Consider the following 18,115-nt stretch of genomic DNA (forward strand, 5'->3'; position numbering starts at 1 on the left):
CCTGAAAAACAGGCCATTTCCATCTATGCCCCATTTTTTTTAGGCCTGATACTTGCAGCAAAGCTCGCGCGCCGTACCTTTGCATCATCAAAACGAACAACGGTCCGTTCGTCTAGGGGTTAGGACAGTAGATTTTCATTCTACCAACAGGGGTTCGATTCCCCTACGGACTACTTAAAGGCTCTCAGAAATGGGAGCCTTTTTCTTTGTCTATCAATCAGTTACGCGGTTTTTGCCCTCTGAATGTTGGATAGAATTGTTGGATAGGTTGGATTGCCCAAAGGTGGGCGGATGAGAAGAATCCTATTCGACTTCAACGGCTTACGACGGTGCCCCTCTCCTACTGGATAGCTTGCCGACGATACCGTGAATGCCTATGAGGCTACAATATGGAGTCACTACAGGCACTCAGAGCGGCACCCGTTGCCGTAGATTCTTCGCTTTGCCCCGTTTCTTGACCTCTGAGCGACGCAAGCGCCGTAGCTATACAATCACCTTGGCGGGTTGGCGTTCGTTCAACGTGGTAGCTGTTTGGAAAACCTCTGTAGTTCCCGCGCTTGTATTGGCGTATCTTCGGGCTTCACCAACCACATACCTTTTACCAATGGCATTTTTCACAATCAAAGGGAAAACCGCAACCTCTCCTTCACTGTCCGTTAACCCCGGTAGCGTCGTTTATGTCCGTTCAAGCGTCAACGGTCAATTCTTCATTCAACTTCGCATACAGGGAGTAGAAAGTGAAGTGACGATTGCCTATGCTGACCCCAAAGAGCGGGATGAAGCTTTTGATGCTCTGACCAAAGAACTCGCCAAAGAGCAAGCTTCATCTGACAAAGCACCGGCTTACGATAATCGTTTTGCTTACGACCAGCAACCCGGCTCTTAATATTCGGGCAATCGAATATTCAACCCCCGTTCAGCAATGGATGGGGGTTTTTTCATGCCCAACCCGCCCGTTTTGGGAATATGGTTCAGCACCCGCCCCGGTTGAATACTCTATCGGTACATCAAAAACGGCTGAATGTGCCTCAATTGGCTGGAAACGGGGTTTCACTCGTCGGCATCGTTGGCGGCTATCTATTCACCAACCTATAAAACCTTAACAGTAAACCCGTTGAAAATTATTTTCTTCAAAACGTAAAAATGTATGCGGTTTTTACGGTCGTCCACATAAAAACGTCTTATCTACTGTTGAAAGAAATATAATATTCAATTACATGAACGATACAATTACAAAACTGCTGGCATCGATGGGTAAGACCGTCAAGCTACACAACGTCAATACACGGCTTTCTGATACCGAATTCTTCGCCCTACGCTCCTACTGTATCAAGAACTACACATCGTACTCCGAAGTGATTCGGGAAGCTCTCACTCAATATTTACAAAATCAAAATAATTAAGATACTACTATGATTACTCAGAAAGAAAACGATTGGATTCAATCAATACACGCCAATTACATCGCCGATGTCGAAGCCTATAAGCAAGCTCTTACCGGTTACGGCTTGCCACTGGTCGCAACGGCTGAAGCTCTTACTACGGCTTACAAAGCCATGCTATTTACTCCCTTGATGGCTGCTGACAAAGGCTTGAAAGCGCGTTGGGATTTGACCAAAACACAAGCCGGTCAGATTGCGCTTATCAATGCGACGATTGACACAGACGGACACGATGAGCATGACCAACTTCAAGCTTCGCTGAATGGCTTACGCACCAAATACGGGTATGTCCTGAATAATACTTACAGTGTGCTGAACAAAGCAACTTTCGAACAATTCGCAGAGGTTTACCAATTGGATTTGCCCCGTGTTATTAATGAAAACACCATTGACCTTTCCGATAAACAAGACATCATTACGCTATTTACTGACCTTGCTGGCACGTTCGGCAAGTTGCGTAACATCTTCATTGCTTCCGGCAATTTGCATACCAATGCGGGGCTTCATGAGGTCGGTGACATTACCGCGCAAATGTTTGAGAATACCGATTGGAGCAACTACAACCCGACGGTAAAGGATATGGCAGTATGGCAGTTGTCGAATGCTTTGAATAAGGCTGGCAAGCGTGACTTGATTCCGAAGATTAAGAAATAATAATCAGCAACAATGAAACTACCTGTATATGAACTGAATGTAGATGAGTTTGACGATAGCACCGGAATGTTTTCGGTGTCTATGGTTGACCGTCCTGCTATGCAAGTTGCTGCTGTAAAACTTACCGATGTTGTCCCATTGGTACAATTGAAAGCGACGAACAAGGACAAGCAATATTTAACGAGTGCCGTTATCATTCCGAACAAACCCATCTACCGAAATGACGATGAGCATGGAGAACATTACATCGTCTTCACTGAGAACGACGTTGAAAGGATTCGGAATAAGTTCTTCCAATCAACTGGCAATCTACGGTTAAGCAACAAGAATCACGTTCAAGATGACGTGGTACAAGCTCAGTTAATTGAATCATGGATTATCGAAGATTCGAAGATTGATAAAGCCACGGCGCTCGGTTTCAACCTACCGAAAGGAACGATGATGGCGACCTATAAAATCTTGGATGAAAAGTTCTGGAATGATGAGGTCTTGACCGGTAATGTAACCGGGTTTTCATTGGAAGGTCGTTTCAAACATTCTCCCGTCAAACTATCGGTACCAATGACAGAATTCGAATTAATGAACGAATTACTTGACATCTTGGAAGGTATTCCGAAGCATCAGAAATAGAAAGTTGGTCAGGTTGTCGTGACCGGTAACGAGCGATAGGTTTTTTATTTCCTTGTTTCAACCCGACCAACTTCTATTCGAAAGACTGACCTACACGGTTGGTCTTTTTTTTTGACTTGGGTTGACTCGTCATCAATTCATCTCATGTAGTTGGGCTATTCGGTCGTCACCTCCCTCACCCGACGCCCTATTGGCTATATATCATGCTCTTATGATAGTCAATTATACTGATTATTAATCTTTTATTCTTTTGGTTGGGTGTGCTTGGGGCACCCCTTTCTATTCGGATTTCGTGCATTCAATCAATCGTTGATGAGCAGGTACAAAAAAGGACACATTATAAGAAATAGAATACCACCAACCATACGGGGGGATAAGGATAGGATAGATGGGTATGTGTCCTTTTTTGTACCTATCAGAGAAAGCCAAGGGATTAACCCATCGTATTGCGGTTAAGACGAGCAACATCAACGAAAATAATTCACTTGAATATCAATAATTTATGAAATAAATCAAAGAATACACCGAAAATATTTAAAACCAATATGAGCAGTGGATATATAACTATAAAGCAAAACATAACAACCCCAACACCTATGGCATACGACCGCAAAAAATATGAAAACAACTGGAAGCAAGTCACCATCCGACCGGATACCAAAGACTTGCTACAAACGCTCTGCAAGCAATTGACCAACGGCTTCGGAGAACTACCGCAAGCAACGGTCATCGACCTCTTAATCAAAGAGAAAATCGAACAACTGAACAACCAAAAATAATAGAGACTATGACGTGCCAAGAAAGCGAATCAACAACCCCGTTACCTTACTATATCCCAACCTTTTATCAGTGCGAGAATTGAAGTTGGAAGTATTGAATTATCATAAAAAAGAAGTGAAAGACCGTGACTTTTTCCTGTTCTTTCATATCCTATTGGAGCCGTACTTATGTCTCGATGAGCGACCGGACAAATACCTACAGATTCATTCCGATATTATTCAAGACATATTCGGCAGCGATTACACGAAGATTATCAAGGCATTGGTGAAATGTGACTACATCTTATGCAACGAGTATTCAAGCGAATACCTTGGCATATGCAAGTCCTACGCTATCCATCCCCGATTAATGGATGAAAGCAAACCCGTGTTGGTATTCAACTCCGAATATGATACCGTTCTACATAACAAGCTTGAACGGATTGGAACGCTGAACCTCACGAAACCAGCGGACAAAGACAACCCAACGCCGTTGGATGAAGGTCGTCAGCACATCATAGCTATGACACATCAACTGCTATTGAAACCGGATGCAGCAGCAACGGCATACGTGCAAGCGCAATACGATGCGACCGGCAACGTCAACTCTCCCGCTGCCTACTTCCATCACTGGAATACCAACCCGATGCGCGGTTGTTGCATGGATAAGTTCGGGCGTCGGATGCATTCGGACATTACCAATATGGTGAAGGTGTTGCGCCGTTGCCTACGATTCAAGTCAGCGCCAGACGTGCCAACTGTGGAACGGGATATTGTCAATGCTCAGCCGTTTTTCCTGTCTGTAATCGATGCAAACTTGATTAACCAGTTCGCCCCCGAATGCGCAAGCGCGGTACCCGTGTACGTCAAATACAGAGCGAAGCCGGACTACATTGAATTTGCCGAGTTGTGTACGGCTGGTCAGATTTACGAAAGCTTTATAGAACGCTACTACAAGCGGTATAACGAACGCTACGGCACGAATGATGAGGATGCACGAGACATCACGAAAGGACTCGTGTACTGGATGTTTTTCGGTGACTACAAGTTGATATTGAAAGGACTTGAAACAGATTCACGAACGGAATTAACGCACATTAAGAAGCAATTCTTTCGCATGTTTACGGTAGAATTTGAATCAGTCTACCGGTTGTTTACTGAATTGAAATCATTGTACTGGTCGATGACCGTCAATAAGCGCGGTATCTACAAGCAATACGCCAATAATTGCTTGCTTGCACAACGAATTGAAAGCGCAATCATGTACGAACGTGTAATACCTGACCTGCTGAGCTACGACATTACCGACGTACTGACCGTCCATGATTGCGTGATTGTAAAAGAAACGGATGCAGCAGCAGTAACGGCGGTCATGATGCAAAGCTTTGAAGAAATGAATCTTAAACCACGAATAGAATAATAATCAAACATGAGAAAGCAAAACGAAAAGATGTACGATAGCATTCAGATGGCTTTACAATTCGACATCGATGTGCAGCACCTACACTTGACGGTCGAAGACGTACTATCACAATACAACTACTTTGGCTATTACAAAGGCTTGCTATTCTTCACCAAAGAATATGCCCCGTCAATACGTGGACACAAATTCACCGATTATATACGACTTGATGACTGCGCTTGCTTTTTCTCCGATTGCATCGAAGACTTCAACCCCGGTTACAAAGACGAATTGCTTTACCCCATCGGCTTGCTCTATGATTACTTGCCGAATCGAAAGAACATCATCGATGAGATATTGAAAGACCTTGAATCATAAACCTTTTGTAGAATCCGACTATAATAAATGTTGATTCCCTACGGCGGTCGCACATCGTCATGAAACAAGAAAGGCAGCCCTATTGTAAGGCTGCCTTTTCTTTTGTCCGGTTGGGTAATCTTACCGTTTGCTTGCCCGTGTCTTTGCGTTGGCTTTGGCTTTGTCATCCAACGCTTTGTCATGGACTTGAATGTACTTCTGTAGCTCCTTCATGTCCGAACTTCCCAACATTGCGAGTACATCCGTATGATTGAACTCCGATGAGTTAATATGACGTGACACAAAGGAACGGCGGTTGCTATGGGTGCCCAATTCCTCGTTCTTGGGGGTTATCGTCTCATGTACGGCACCTTTGGCATCTTCCCGGTTAACGATGACGGTCGGCATTACAACCCCGTGAAACGCGTACAATTCGGCAACGATTTCTTTAATGCTGCGATTGTAATACGCCTCTGTAATCAGTGCCATATTGTTCTTGTTGGCGGTCAAGATTTCTTTAATTCGGCTGTCCAACGATAACGGCACCTTGTACAACCCGCCCGTTTTCTTGCAAGTGCCGGTCAGGTATTCAACGGTTTCTCCATCGTCGTTGGTCTGTTTGGTAACGTGGTGAACTTTCGCCGTGTCACTGATACGCAAGCCGGTGAGTGATTGGAATAGGCAGAGGTCAATTTGCTTCGCGTATTCGGGTTTCACTTGCTTGTACGCCCAAAGCATGTCCAATTCTTTGTCATCCAAGTAAACGACCGTCTTCGCTTCCTCTGTGATAGCAAAACCATCGTTCTTGTGTCCCTTGCCCACCGTGTAGCCGTTTTGCTCTGCCCACTTCATAAACGACTTCAACCGCTTCACATGAGCACCGAACGTGCTCAGCTTGTTGCCTCTGGTTACCATCAGATACGACTTGTACTTGGCGTAAAACTTCATGTCAATATTGAGCAACGTCAATACGATGTTGCTATGCTGAGCGCATTCTTCCAACCGTAGTTTCCAAGATTCCCACATCTGATAGTCTCGTTCCTTCACCGTGTCCTTGCGTTCTTCCATAAAGGCATCAATAGCTTTCACAAAGTCCTTGCGTTCGACAAGGCTGGCAACGGGAACGGGAGCCAAACCGGGGTCTTCCGCTTCCATCTTTTTCATGGCATTGTGAACCAACACCAATTCCTTTTCCAGCCATTCAGCGCGTCGGGTTAACTCACTATACTTGTGCCAATCGGCAAACGTCTCCATTGCTTCAACAACGTCTTCACCCTGTTGGGCTACTCGTTCCCGTTCCCAACTGGCTTTCAACTGTGCGGGGACAAGTGTTGAGCCAACGACTTTACCGGCTCTGCTGAGCAAGCTTTGAAGCATAAGGTTCAAGTCAGAGTCTGCAAGCTGTTTGGTCTTGGCGTTGAATTGGTGCGGCATTACATAGATGTCCGTAGCCAGATACGCCAACACTTGCCGGGCATGAGTTACACGTAGGGTGACGTGGTGCCCGTTTTGCTTTTTTGTGTAGGGACGAGCCAAGTCGGGGGTAACGGTTGCCCCGTTGATGTTCAGGGTTAACGGCGTTGATTCGTTTATCAGTACTTTCATCCTATTTTTCCTTTAAAAGTGCAATACGTTGGATAGGTTTTGCCGATGGGCGCGGCTCAAAGGTAGCCAATATCTATCCAACTCCATCCAACAATACCCGTACCATAGCAAGAAAGCCATTTTTATCCTGTTTGATAATTATCCAACAACGCTCAAAACCTATCCAACACCCCTATTTTACCCTACCAAAAACCGCTTTTAAATGGCATTAAAGGCACATTTTAAAAAGTCCTACTCCCCTACGGACTACACTAAATGCCTCTCACAGCTTGTGAGGGGCATTTTTGTTTTTCTAGTATCGCTCAGGTATCAAAAACGACAACGTTTACGCCGAATCGTTTTTGAGCCGCTTCAAAGCCGAATTGCTCGACGGCGGAAGCTTTCCCGGGGTGGCCGAAGCCCGGCTGGAAATCAGCCACCACATCGTCTATTACAACGCTGAACAGAGGCAATTCGCGCTCGACTACCTTGCCCCCAACCGCTTCGAATCTCAGCTCAAAACTACGTCCCAATTGTGTCCGGCTTAGCTAAATCACCTCACTGCAACAGCTACCGTACCTTATAGGGCCATGAAATAGCACTCGTGCCCTTATCCAACAAGAGACTATCTTGAGCAGGTAACTTAAAAGAAGAAACCCAAGCGGATAAGCGGCAAACGGCCCTCGTTCGAGAAGCCATACATGGCGGCCAGCACCACCTGCGGCGTGGGGGCCAGCCACAGACCAGGGCCATAGCCTTGATGCCACCGGTGCGAATCTTCACCGGGCAGCCACACTCGGCCCACGTCATGGAAAGCCAGCAGCCCTACAGTGGCGGGCAGCAGATAGCTGCGAAAACGGGCGACTTGCAGGCGCACTTCGGTGTTATTGTAAGCACTCTGGCGGCCGGCGAAGCGTGTGCGGCCGAAGCCACGCAGGTTGGAGAGCCCACCCAGGGTGGCGGCCTGAAAGAATTCGTAGTCCTGGCTGAAGTTAACCGTGCCGCCGAAACGGGTGGCCAGGGTCAGGCGCAACGGAAAGCGGAAGCTGCGATACGCCGCCAGCGAAGCGTTGAGCTGCGTGAATGGCCGGGCGCTCGTCGTGAGCGGGCGCTGGGCTAGTAGTTCGGCCTGGCCGGCTACGCCCTGGGGCAGCTCTGCGCGAGTGTGCAGGCTGGCAAGCTCGTAGCCCAGTCGAACACCGGCGTACTGCTTGGCTTCGAATAACTTATCGGGATGCAGGCGTGGGTCGGGGCTCAGGCCGAGGATGCGGCCGGGCTGGTCTTCCACATCCACGCCTTGGTACACGGGTCCGCCAAATACCGTGCTCCGCGCACTTAGCTTTCGGCGCAGCAAGGCAGCCAGCGTCAGGTTGCGAAAGCGCACCCGGTAGTAGGCCGCGCTGGTGGGCTGGTCGGGCGCGAGTTCGGTGTCGTTACCCAAACCGTAGAAATTGCGCACATAATTCGGTGCTTGCACGGCAGCGCGCACCTGCAAGTCGAAGGGTCCGACTACCTGGGCAAAATTGCCCTCGTAGCCGAAGCTAAAGGCCCCGGTGCGCAGAGCCACGTTGGCCGTGAGCTGGTGGGTGGCGGCCCAGGGCTGCTTGCGAAAGCCCGGCCGCTTAAGCAGCAACCCCAGGCCCACAAACAGGCCGTCGTCCACGTTGTAGTTCCAGGGGTATAGCGGCCCGGCAAAGGCGTATTGAAAGGCCTCGCGGTTGTACTGGTTCACCTCGGGCCGGGCACTGAGGCGCATTTTAGTATCCGGCCCCTGCACGGCCACGGCCAGGCCAGCGGGCACATCGTAAGCCGTAACGCGCCGGCGGCCGCTGCGCACGCGGGAATTATCGCGTAGCGTATCAAGTCCTTCGCCCCCCACCACGCGCACTACCGGCCCGTGCTGCACCTTGCCATGCAGCGCAAACACGTCGGCCCCGCCCTGCCCGTAGAGGCGGATTTCCCGCGTTTCTGCGGTTTGAAACGTGCGCTGGTAACGAACGGACCCGCGCTGGCCATTTTTAGACAGCTCATACACCGTTACCTGCGTGTGCGCGTCATCCTGGCGCAGTACCTCAAACAGTTCGGCGCCGTCGCTCCCTGCTACATCTACTTCGCGGGCCAGGAAGCGGTAGTATTGGTCGGCCCACGCGGGCAGGTGTTGCCGGTGGGCTTGCAGCTTGGCCAGCACCGTGGGACCCGAAAGCTGATAAATCGAGTCGGGCCACTGGCGCAGTCCTGCGGCGAATACACTATCGGTCAGGCTGGCCTGCACCGAATCGGCCACCGCCTGCCAGTCGGCGCGGCTGAGCCGGGTCAGAAAAGAGCGGTCGAAGTAGCGGGCATTGAAATTAAAGCTGTTGACATTTTGAAACTCATAGTCAAACCCTTGAATGCGCGGCAGCAGGTATTCCACCCGGGCGCGGCGCGGCAAAAAGCCTTCGTTGACGAACAGCGCCTGGTCGCGGTCGCGGGGCACGGCCCGAAAGAGCTTGCCACCTCCCGGCCGGGGGTAGGCCAGCCAGCGCCACTGGTCCTCGTGGCGGTCCCAGTCGGCGAGCACCATATCGAACAGGCGGGCGCGCAGCACGGCACGCTGGTCTACGCGGGCGTGCGGGTCGGTTTGCAGCTGGGCGAGCACCTCGGCGGTACCGTATTTGCGGCGTTCGGGCTGGCCCGAAAAAATCCTGGGCGGGGCCGGGTCGCGGGCTTCGAGCAAGGCCAGTGAGCCGGCAAACTCGCGGCGGTAAATACCCAGCCGCGGGTCATCGGGCACCAGCACAAGCTGCGGGCTGGTGTGCCCTACCCCGGCGGCATCGGCCAGGGGCGGCACCAGCAGCGCTGCGTAGGGGTGGGCGGCCGAAATCTGGTCCTGCACGATGGCAGCAGCCAGTGTGTGGTGCAAAAAATCGGGCACCGAGCCATTGGTGTTCTTCTCAATCGAGCGCAATACAAACTCCTGCCCATTGGCCGCGCGCAGGCGCAGCGACTGCGTTTGCATCCCGCCCCCGCGCTTGAGCGGGGTCAGCCCGCCGTGGGCCGTGGCCAAATCCAGCACCGGCACGCGCACCGGCTGCTGCCACTCGCGGCGATAGTTGGCCCCCTGCAGCCAGCGCCGAAACCGGCCCGCCTGGTAGTGCGTGCTGGCGGGCACTACTGCGGTAGCTACCTGGAGCGGGTGCGGCCGACCCACGGCAAAGGTGTCGGTGGCTGGCAAAGGGAGTAGGTTGGGGGTGAGCCAATGCCGCTCGGCTACGACCGACTGGCCGTTGGGATGCGCGGCATCGGGCACCCAGTAGGTGGCCCGCACCTGGCCATCGGGGGCATAGTCGAGCCGGGTGAAGCCGTGGTAGGCCGACGCGGCGGGGGTTGCCAGCACATCGGCCTGGGGCACTCGGGGCGAGGCCGGGCCGCTGCTGAGGAAATGGAGCGCGTGCTCTTCGTCGTAGCGGGCGTGGCGGGCGCCCTGGCCGCTCACGTAGGTCAGGCCGGGGTATTTTTTGAGGACGCTGCGCAGGGAAGAACGCAGCAATTCGTAGCGTGGGTTGGGCAGCAAAGGCAATGGCCGCTGGGCCAGCGCCAGCGCCTGCTGCCCGACCAGCAGCACCTGGCGGCCCTGGTTGCGGCGCAGGATGTCGTCGAGCAGCGTGAGGACGGCGGTGGGGTCTTGGGTGGTGCAGGGGCCGGGCTGGTCGGGCGGGGCCGGGGCGCGCAGCCACCAGGTCGTGTTGAGCACCACCAGCGTGTGGCGCTCGTCCAGCCGCAGCTCCACGGGGTCGGGGCAACGGCCATCGGGCAGCAGCACACCGGAGCGGCTGGCGGGCGTAGTCAGCAGCCTGGCTACCTGGGCATTGGCATGGGTAGCCGACCAGCCCGGCACGACAACCAGCCGCCCCGGAAAGGCGTGCAGCTGGGCCAATAGGGACGCCGCCACTTTGCTTTGGCTGCCGCTGGCGAGCAGGTGGTCGCCGAGGCGGTCATCGAGCAGCACCAGGGTGCCGCGCCCCCCAAGCGGGACCGCCTGCGCAGCCACGGCGTGCAGCGTCTGGATTAGTTCTGTCGGCCCCTGGCTACGGCCTCCAACCACGAATACGGTGCTGGCCGCCACTGGCTGCGCCTGCGCTGGCCAGCTAGCTGACAGCCCGGCTATAAACAGCAACGCTGGCCATAAGTAAGCATGTCGCATAGCAATCGGATGCATTGGTGAAATACCTGCCCTTCGGCTCCGAAACTACTTTATAGAGGCAGTGCAGGCATTTTTGCCTTTGAGGGGTATCAGAAAGCCTTGCCACATTACCAGATTGGTGCCAGTGGCTTTGATGTTACCTGATGAATTAATCAAGCAGCAAGTAGCATCTTAAAACTGAAAAAGCAGCGTGGGTTTGAAATAGCTCAGGGTGCGGCCGGGAGTCGTATCGCGAACATGGTCACCAACTGGCAGCCAGGCATAAGTAAATTCGAGCACTACGTGCCGGCTAGCCTGCCAGGCCCAATCGGCCGTGAGCTGCCGGCCGATGTAGCGCCGGGTGGAAAGCGGTGGGCCGGCGGGCCCGGGCACGTCGGCCGCCGGGAGAAGCGGCAGCATGGCGGGGCCGTAAATGGCATCCCGGGTACTTTCGCGCCAGAGCCAGGCTACATCGACCAGCAGCGTCATGCGGGGGCGCAGGTGCAGCTCCACGCCAGGGTGCAGGTCGAGCAAATTGCTCGGGCCGATGGGGCGATGGCATTGCCAAAAAATGGCCGGGCAAACAAGGCATTAAAGGTCTGCAACCCGGCAGCACCCCGCCCCTGGTCACCACTGATGGCATCCGTGGCAACGCGAAAATCAGGAGTGAGGGGCCAGCGGGGCACCTGGCAGGAGACGATACCGGAGGCGTAGTACGCCCGAATCTGCCCTGGCCCGAATCGACCAAACTGCCCAATCAGCTCCGTGTTGTAGCCGAAGGGATGCGCCGGGGTGCTGTTGCGCCAGAAGCGGGCGCCCACGGTCTGGCGTTGCTCTTCGCCCACTCCCTGCAAGAAGCGCCCCCAGGGGCGCATTCACTTCCACAAACGTCTGGTAAACATCCAGCACGTCGTGGTCAATCTGCGGGCGGGGGCCGCCCCGACGGCCTGTTTCGTTGTCGCTCAGCAGCTGCCCAAATACCCGCAGGTGCGGCCCCAACTGCCAGCTAGTATGCACCATGTGCCGCTGCAACAGGTAGGCATTGGTCAGCGGCGCGTCGGTGGGCGCGCCGGCTCCCCAGTTATCGTTTTGATGACTTCGTACTGGTAGCGCACATCCAGGCCCACGGTCAGGAAATGGCCGGGCCGCTTGCGCAGCGGCACATACTTGAGCGGGTCAAAGAAGTCGGGCGCTACCGGGTGGGCCCGCAGCGAGTCGGGCTGCAGAAATCCAAAATCCTCTTGTTCCCGCAGAATGTGATAAGGCAGACGGGGCGAAAGGGCAGGCCACTTTTCGGCCGCGCCAACGGCCGCCGGCTGCTGCGCCTGGCCGGGTAGCCCACTCGCCAGGCTAACGCCTAAAACCCCAGCCAAGAATAGAGAATGGTTGCTTTTCAAAGCAATGACGGCAAACAATGACCAGTGCCGGAAGCCTACCGACCACCGGGCCACGCCGCCTGGCGTGGCCCGGTGGCGGCGGCCTGCTTATTGCTGCTGCAAAGCGGCGGCGAGATTACCCAACACGCCCAACTGCCCGAAAATGATGGTAGCGGCCGTGTAGCAGTGGAAGGATTTCACCTTGCCGTTTTCAATGTGAAAAACGTCGCAGCAGGGAGCGTGCATTTCATTGCCGGTGGCCGCGATGGAGCCCATCGACGTGACCAGGGGCCCGTTGTGGGTCCCGTTCAGCGACAGCTCCACGGTAATTACATCGCCGGCCACGTAGAGGTCGTACAGCTCGCGGTGCATGTCGGGAAAGGCGGTGGCATAAATCTCCACGGGGCGCCCTATCTCGTCCCCATAGTATTTCTGCCCGGCCGATACGTCATAGAAATAGCCGTCTTCGGTAAACAAATCCCTGAACTGCTTGGGGTCTTGCAGTTCGGCTACTGCGTAGAGGTTGCGGATTACTTCTTCGTTGGTCATAGTTGTTTGGGTTTGAAAGGGTTAACAGGATGGATATAAGGTGCGTGAATCGAGAATTGGCGTCTGGCAAGGGTGGGTGGAAACCGGCTGCTCAGGCTTGCATGGGCACATCGAGCAATAGCACCGTAGTCAGGCTGCGGGCTTCCAGGTGCAGGGCATCCAGGTCCCAGCTGCCCAGGCCATCGTGCCGGTTGAGGGGCTGTCCGTTGGCTACTACCTCGCCTTGCAGCACGAAGGCGTACACCCCATTGCCGGCTTGCTTTGGCTGGTAGGCGAGCGTCGTACCGGCCGCGAGCGTGCCCAGGTGCAGCCAGGCCTGTTGGCGCAGGCGCACGCCGGCCTCCCCTTCGTGGGGCGAGGCTAGCTGCACCAATCGGTTCAGCACGGGCCTAATGGCTTGTTGCTCGTAGCGCGGGGCGGCATCGGGCTGGTTGGTGGTCAACCAGATTTGCAGGAACCGCACGGGGTCGTGCAGGCTGTGGTTTTTTTCGCTGTGCGCGATGCCCGACCCGGCGCTCATCACCTGCACTTCGCCGGTTTGAATCACGGCCTGGTGGCCGAGCGAGTCTTCGTGCTCCAGCGCGCCGGCCAGGGGCAGCGTGAGAATTTCCATGTTCTGGTGCGGATGCCGGCCGAAGCCCCGGCCGCCGGCCATCGTATCGTCGTTGAGAATGCGCAGCGCGCCAAAAGCCTGTCGATTGGGGTCGTAGCTGCCGCCCGTGTTGAAGCTGCGGTAGGCATCGAGCCAGCCCAGGTCGGCGTGCAGGCGGGTGGCGGCCGGGTGAAAAATGGTGGAAGCCATGAGGTAAGGAGTTGAATAAAAGCCAAGCGTCAGGAGCGAGCACTCGCCAGGCATTGTAGCGTGACTACCCGAATTGGAGGCGCGGCCAACAGCACAAAGATTCAGCCCGGCCTGGGGCTGAACCGTTGACATTTATCAAGGAATTGGCGGCGGCTTACCGAATGCTGTTACCGACCTAAACCTGGATACAATTCATTATTTTACAGACAGTTAAGGCAATGCAATTATCATTTATCAAGACGTTTTTTTGATAAATGTCAATGGATTGGGGTAGCGCAGGTCGGGACCTTTGTGCCGTCGGAATGACCCGCCTGAGCGAGGCCGCCGACCTACTTAGCCACCCTGCCTCATGGATATTATCGAAGCGCTGAACTGGCGCTATGCCACCAAAAAAATGACGGGCCAGCGCGTGCCGACGCCCGTGGTCAACCAGATTCTGGAAGCCGCTCACCTGGCCCCGTCGGGCATCGGCTTGCAGCCCTACGAGATTCTGGTCATTACCAACCCCGCGCTGAAAGCGCAGCTACTGCCCATCGCGTTCAACCAGGCCCCGGTGGTGCAGTCATCGCACCTGCTGGTATTCGCGGCCTGGGACCAGTACTCCCCCACCCGCATTCACCACGTGTTCGATTACCTGAACGAGCAGCGCCGGCAGGACTCCGCGGTCACGGCCGGCCAGCGGGCGTTTGCCCTCAATTTCTTCGGCAAGCTGACGGCCGATGAGCAGTTTCACCACGCCGCCAAGCAGGCCCACATCGCCCTGGGGCTGGCCGTGGCCGCCGCCGCGCTGGCGCAGGTTGACGCGACCCCGATGGAAGGCTTCGACCCCGCCGCGCTGGATGAGCTACTGGGCCTGCGCGCCAAGGGCCTGCGCAGCTCCATGCTGCTGGCGCTGGGCTACCGCGACGAAGCCGCCGACTGGAACCTCAAGCTGAAAAAAGTCCGCAAGCCGCTCACCGAGCTGGTGACGGAACTAGCCTAAAACTCAATCCCCATTTCACTGAAATCTCCCATGAGCTCCCTTTTCAACCTGCGGCCTGGCAAACCGGCCGCGCTGGTGGCTGCCTTCGCGCTGGTGGCCACGCTCGTCGTGGCACCGGCCCAACATGCCCAGGCCCAGGCGCCCGACATTATCGGGGTAGACCACGTCGGTATCAACGTGCCTGACCTGAACCAGGCGGTAACCTTTTTTAAGGATGTGCTGGGCTTTACGCCCGTGACGCAACTCGGCCCCGTGCCCCTGGATGCCGCCTGGAAGCAGGCCAGCCGCCTGCACGCTGGCACCAGCTCCGTGACCATTCGGATGGTGCGGGCCGGCACCGGGGCCAGCATCGAACTGTTTCAGTATGAAAACAATGGCGGCACGCCGCAGCAGCCCGGCGGCGATGACGCCGGAGCCACGCACATTTCGTTTTACACCACCGATATCAAGGCGACGGTGGCCTACTTGAAAGCCAGGGGCGTGAAATTCCTTGGCGAGCCGTTTCTGATGCCGGTCGGCGATACGGCGGGCGAAACCTGGGTGTATTTCGAAACCCCCTGGGGCTCGAAGATGGAGTTGAACTCCTACCCCAACGGCAAGGGGTATGAGAAAACGAACCCGGCGGTGAAGCTGTGGTCGCCTAAAGACGCGGCGCTCTCGGCCACCGGACAAGCCCTGACCCCGGCCGAAGCCAACTCGTTGGTCACCCGGCACCTGCAAATCTGGAACCAGCAGGACGACGCCAAGCGCAATGCGCTGCTGCCCCAAACCTACGCCCGCGACTTTGAGATGGTTGACCGCCACTTCATCGTGAACAGCTACGGCAAGCTCAATGAGTTTGTGAACGACCTGCACCGCAAGAGCCCCGGCTACGTGTTTGCCCCGGCCAGGCCCATTGTGGCCCACAACAACGTGGTGCGCCTCTACTGGCAGTGCGGCCCGGCCGCCAACCCCAAGACCCTGACCGGCATGGACTTATTCGTGGTGGAAAACGGCAAGGTGCAGAAACTGTATGTGTTCGTCGACGAGCCGCAGCCGGCGAAGAAATAACCCCAGTAGTCCACTTCCTTTCACTCAACCATTCCAACCATGACTGCAGAAGAAATAACGGCCTTGCTGACGCGCCACGTCGGCATTCTCAACAACCTGGACCTGGCCTCCCGCACCCCAGCCATTGCCGAGGTCTACGCCGAAAACCTCGTTTTCGTGGACCCGCACCAGGAATTTACGGGCCGCGAGCACCTCGATGGGTTTGTGCAGGGCCTGCACCAGAAGTTTTCGGGCGCAATCTTCAGCTTGGCCCAACCGATAGACGCTCACCATCATATAGCCCGCATCAACTGGCAGTTTGGCCCACCGGCCAATCCGACTGCGGTGACGGGGCAGGACATTGCCGTAGTAGCCAACGGGCAGATTCAGGCGCTCTATATCTTCCTCGACGGGGCCGGGCAGTAGCGCGGACTTTTAGTCCGCGACGCCAAATGCTACGAGGACGACGCGGACCAAAAGTCCGCGCCACATGGCAAAATCTGCTTCCTTTGCGCGGTATTGCTACCTCCCAACACCGTGCGGCATGTTCGAGCTTTTTGAGAAATACCTGCGGAGCAAAGCAGCCTTCACGGACAGCGAAATGCAGCAGATTGAGGCCGTTAGCGTAGTCAAAAAGCTGCGCAAGCGCCAATACTTGCTCGAAGAGGGTGACGTGTGGACCTATAACGCCTTCGTGGCCAGCGGCTGCATGCGCACCTACACCGTCGATGCCAAAGGCGCGGAGCACATTCTGAACTTCGCCATCGAAAACTGGTGGACCGGCGACCGCCAGAGCCTGACTTCCGGCCAGCCCTCGCGCTTCAACATCGATGCCATCGAGGATTCCACCGTCGTGCTCATCAAGAACGCGGAATTTGAACGCTTGCGCCAATCCATTCCGACGCTCAACGAGCTGGTCAACGAGGTTTTGCACCGCAGCTTTCTGGCATCGCAAACCCGCATTCACGCGGCCATCAGCTACTCGGCCGAGGAGAAATACCGGGAGTTTCTAGCGCAGTTTCCGGACTTTGCGCTGCGCATTCCGCAGCACATGGTGGCCTCCTACCTGGGCATGACCACCGAAACCCTGAGCCGTATTCGGCGCCACATCGTGTAGCTGCTGCCGGGCTAAGGAGCTGGGCAGGCGCCCCCGGGCGGGCCTGCCCATAGCTGGTGGCCCTGCCTGACGTTTGCCCAGAACAGACAGGTCATTGCTTCGACGAGCTTTCCGGCTAAACACCAAATAAACAGCAGGATAAGCACATTTCATTGACAATTATCAACGCGCTTTTTTGACAAATGTCAATGGAGCCGGATGAGGCTGTGCGGGACCTTTGTCATGTTAACGGAGGCCGCCAAATGGCAGCCTCTTCCCCACCAGCCCGGCGAAAATCGCCCCGCTAACCACTCCATTCCATTTTCTTTTTAATCATGAGCACTCCTCAAAAATTAGCTGGTAAAGTAGCCCTCATCACGGGCGGCACCGCAGGCATTGGCCTGGGCGCAGCCCTGCGCTTCGTGGCCGAAGGCGCCTACGTGTACATCACCGGTCGCCGCCAGGCCGAGCTGGACGCCGCCGTGCAGCAGCTCGGAGCCCAGGCCAAAGGCATCCGCAGCGACGTAACCAGCCAGGCCGACCTCGACCAGCTTTTCGCCACCATTAAAGCCGAAAAAGGCCAGCTCGACGTGCTGTTTACCAATGCGGGCGGCGGCGAGTTTGCCGGGCTGGGCGGCATCACGGAAGCCCACTTCGACAACACCTTCGACCTGAACGTGAAAGCCACGCTTTTCACGATGCAGAAGGCGCTGCCCCTGCTGCGCGACGGCGCTTCGATTATCCTGATGTCGTCCACGGCCGGCTCGCAGGGTGGCGCTAACTTCAGCGTGTACAGCGCCTCGAAGGCCGCCGTGCGCTCCTTCGCCCGCACCTGGACGGCCGACCTGAAAGACCGTAAAATCCGCGTCAACGCCATCAGCCCCGGCCCCATCGACACCCCCGGCCTCAGCGGCCTGGCCGCCGATGAGGCGCAAGCCGAGCAAATCAAGGCCTACCTGGCCAGCACCGTGCCGCTGGGCCGCCTGGGCACGCCCGACGAGGTGGGCAAGGCGCTGGTGTTCCTCGCGTCAGATGACAGCAGCTTTGTAACGGGTGCCGAGCTGTTTGTGGACGGCGGTGCGGCGCAGGTGTAAGGCTGCAGGCCCGGCCTGATTTGTGAGCTTTGGAAGCCGGTTCATTCGAGCCGGCTTCTTTTCCTTATGTGAAAGCAGCCGGTGCATAGGTCTTTGCGCTGGTTGTGATGGTGCCAAGCCTTCTTTTACCAGCTATTTTACACGATGAAGTTTTGGCAGCTGCTACTGCTCCTGGTGCTCCCACCCCTCATTAGCAGG

The 18,115-nt window shown here is 55.5% G+C and carries 19 protein-coding genes and 1 tRNA gene; 13 read left to right on the forward strand and 7 right to left on the reverse strand.

All coding sequences use genetic code 11. From position 1 onward, the window contains the following. The first annotated feature begins 101 nt into the window (after positions 1 to 101). The 7 genes from ACYVHT_RS02485 (at position 102) to ACYVHT_RS02515 (ending at position 5,264) form a co-directional block, all read left to right on the forward strand. A tRNA-Glu gene (locus ACYVHT_RS02485) sits at positions 102 to 173 on the forward strand. A 431-nt stretch (positions 174 to 604) separates the two neighbouring features. After that, positions 605 to 886 (forward strand): hypothetical protein, encoded by a 282-nt coding sequence (locus ACYVHT_RS02490; RefSeq protein WP_460547593.1) that lies wholly within the window; start codon positions 605 to 607, stop codon positions 884 to 886. Between the two features lie 526 nt (positions 887 to 1,412). Next, the gene (locus ACYVHT_RS02495; RefSeq protein WP_460547595.1) at positions 1,413 to 2,096 is read left to right on the forward strand and encodes a hypothetical protein; all 684 of its coding nucleotides are present in this window, start codon (positions 1,413 to 1,415) and stop codon (positions 2,094 to 2,096) included. 12 nt (positions 2,097 to 2,108) lie between these two features. Next, positions 2,109 to 2,726, forward strand: a complete 618-nt coding sequence (locus ACYVHT_RS02500; protein WP_460547597.1) for an XkdF-like putative serine protease domain-containing protein — start codon at positions 2,109 to 2,111, stop codon at positions 2,724 to 2,726. 596 nt (positions 2,727 to 3,322) lie between these two features. Then, complete coding sequence (locus ACYVHT_RS02505; protein WP_460547599.1) at positions 3,323 to 3,505, forward strand: hypothetical protein; 183 nt, start codon at positions 3,323 to 3,325, stop codon at positions 3,503 to 3,505. A 115-nt stretch (positions 3,506 to 3,620) separates the two neighbouring features. Next, positions 3,621 to 4,904 carry a hypothetical protein gene (locus tag ACYVHT_RS02510; RefSeq protein ID WP_460547601.1) on the forward strand — a complete coding sequence of 428 codons (1,284 nt, stop codon included), beginning with the start codon at positions 3,621 to 3,623 and terminating at the stop codon, positions 4,902 to 4,904. 9 nt (positions 4,905 to 4,913) lie between these two features. After that, on the forward strand, positions 4,914 to 5,264 hold the full coding sequence (locus tag ACYVHT_RS02515) for a hypothetical protein (protein WP_460547603.1): 351 nt from the start codon (positions 4,914 to 4,916) through the stop codon (positions 5,262 to 5,264). 120 nt (positions 5,265 to 5,384) lie between these two features. Here the strand turns inward: ACYVHT_RS02515 and ACYVHT_RS02520 are convergent, their stop codons facing one another. Next, complete coding sequence (locus tag ACYVHT_RS02520) at positions 5,385 to 6,848, reverse strand: phage integrase SAM-like domain-containing protein (protein WP_460547605.1); 1,464 nt, start codon at positions 6,846 to 6,848, stop codon at positions 5,385 to 5,387. Positions 6,849 to 7,210: 362 nt separating this feature from the next. Between ACYVHT_RS02520 and ACYVHT_RS02525 the strand changes: the two genes are divergently transcribed. Then, positions 7,211 to 7,375 (forward strand): IS3 family transposase, encoded by a 165-nt coding sequence (locus tag ACYVHT_RS02525; RefSeq protein WP_460548060.1) that lies wholly within the window; start codon positions 7,211 to 7,213, stop codon positions 7,373 to 7,375. A gap of 95 nt (positions 7,376 to 7,470) precedes the next feature. On the opposite strand, the gene ACYVHT_RS02530 is transcribed toward ACYVHT_RS02525, so the two are convergent. The 6 genes from ACYVHT_RS02530 to ACYVHT_RS02555 all read right to left on the reverse strand — a co-directional run bounded on the left by ACYVHT_RS02530 (position 7,471) and on the right by ACYVHT_RS02555 (position 13,716). Then, complete coding sequence (locus ACYVHT_RS02530; RefSeq protein WP_460547606.1) at positions 7,471 to 10,857, reverse strand: hypothetical protein; 3,387 nt, start codon at positions 10,855 to 10,857, stop codon at positions 7,471 to 7,473. Between the two features lie 324 nt (positions 10,858 to 11,181). Continuing rightward, positions 11,182 to 11,562 carry an alginate export family protein gene (locus ACYVHT_RS02535; RefSeq protein ID WP_460548062.1) on the reverse strand — a complete coding sequence of 127 codons (381 nt, stop codon included), beginning with the start codon at positions 11,560 to 11,562 and terminating at the stop codon, positions 11,182 to 11,184. Further along, positions 11,475 to 11,864, reverse strand: a complete 390-nt coding sequence (locus tag ACYVHT_RS02540) for an alginate export family protein (protein WP_460547608.1) — start codon at positions 11,862 to 11,864, stop codon at positions 11,475 to 11,477. The genes ACYVHT_RS02535 and ACYVHT_RS02540 overlap by 88 nt, the downstream gene beginning before the upstream one ends. 171 nt (positions 11,865 to 12,035) lie before the next feature. Then, positions 12,036 to 12,362, reverse strand: coding sequence for a hypothetical protein (locus tag ACYVHT_RS02545; RefSeq protein ID WP_460547610.1), 327 nt, complete (start codon positions 12,360 to 12,362; stop codon positions 12,036 to 12,038). A gap of 111 nt (positions 12,363 to 12,473) precedes the next feature. Continuing rightward, entirely contained in the window at positions 12,474 to 12,914 is a 441-nt protein-coding gene (locus ACYVHT_RS02550; protein ID WP_460547612.1) for a nuclear transport factor 2 family protein, read from the reverse strand. Between the two features lie 91 nt (positions 12,915 to 13,005). Beyond that, complete coding sequence (locus ACYVHT_RS02555) at positions 13,006 to 13,716, reverse strand: pirin family protein (RefSeq protein WP_460547614.1); 711 nt, start codon at positions 13,714 to 13,716, stop codon at positions 13,006 to 13,008. A gap of 349 nt (positions 13,717 to 14,065) precedes the next feature. Between ACYVHT_RS02555 and ACYVHT_RS02560 the strand changes: the two genes are divergently transcribed. The 5 genes from ACYVHT_RS02560 (at position 14,066) to ACYVHT_RS02580 (ending at position 17,917) form a co-directional block, all read left to right on the forward strand. Beyond that, positions 14,066 to 14,698, forward strand: a complete 633-nt coding sequence (locus ACYVHT_RS02560) for a nitroreductase family protein (RefSeq protein WP_460547616.1) — start codon at positions 14,066 to 14,068, stop codon at positions 14,696 to 14,698. A 30-nt stretch (positions 14,699 to 14,728) separates the two neighbouring features. After that, complete coding sequence (locus tag ACYVHT_RS02565) at positions 14,729 to 15,748, forward strand: VOC family protein (RefSeq protein ID WP_460547618.1); 1,020 nt, start codon at positions 14,729 to 14,731, stop codon at positions 15,746 to 15,748. Between the two features lie 39 nt (positions 15,749 to 15,787). Beyond that, the gene (locus tag ACYVHT_RS02570; protein WP_460547620.1) at positions 15,788 to 16,153 is read left to right on the forward strand and encodes a nuclear transport factor 2 family protein; all 366 of its coding nucleotides are present in this window, start codon (positions 15,788 to 15,790) and stop codon (positions 16,151 to 16,153) included. A 118-nt stretch (positions 16,154 to 16,271) separates the two neighbouring features. After that, positions 16,272 to 16,844 (forward strand): Crp/Fnr family transcriptional regulator, encoded by a 573-nt coding sequence (locus ACYVHT_RS02575; RefSeq protein ID WP_460547622.1) that lies wholly within the window; start codon positions 16,272 to 16,274, stop codon positions 16,842 to 16,844. A 314-nt stretch (positions 16,845 to 17,158) separates the two neighbouring features. Further along, positions 17,159 to 17,917, forward strand: a complete 759-nt coding sequence (locus tag ACYVHT_RS02580; RefSeq protein ID WP_460547624.1) for an SDR family NAD(P)-dependent oxidoreductase — start codon at positions 17,159 to 17,161, stop codon at positions 17,915 to 17,917. Positions 17,918 to 18,115: the final 198 nt, after the last annotated feature.

The organism is Hymenobacter daeguensis, from assembly GCF_054780555.1.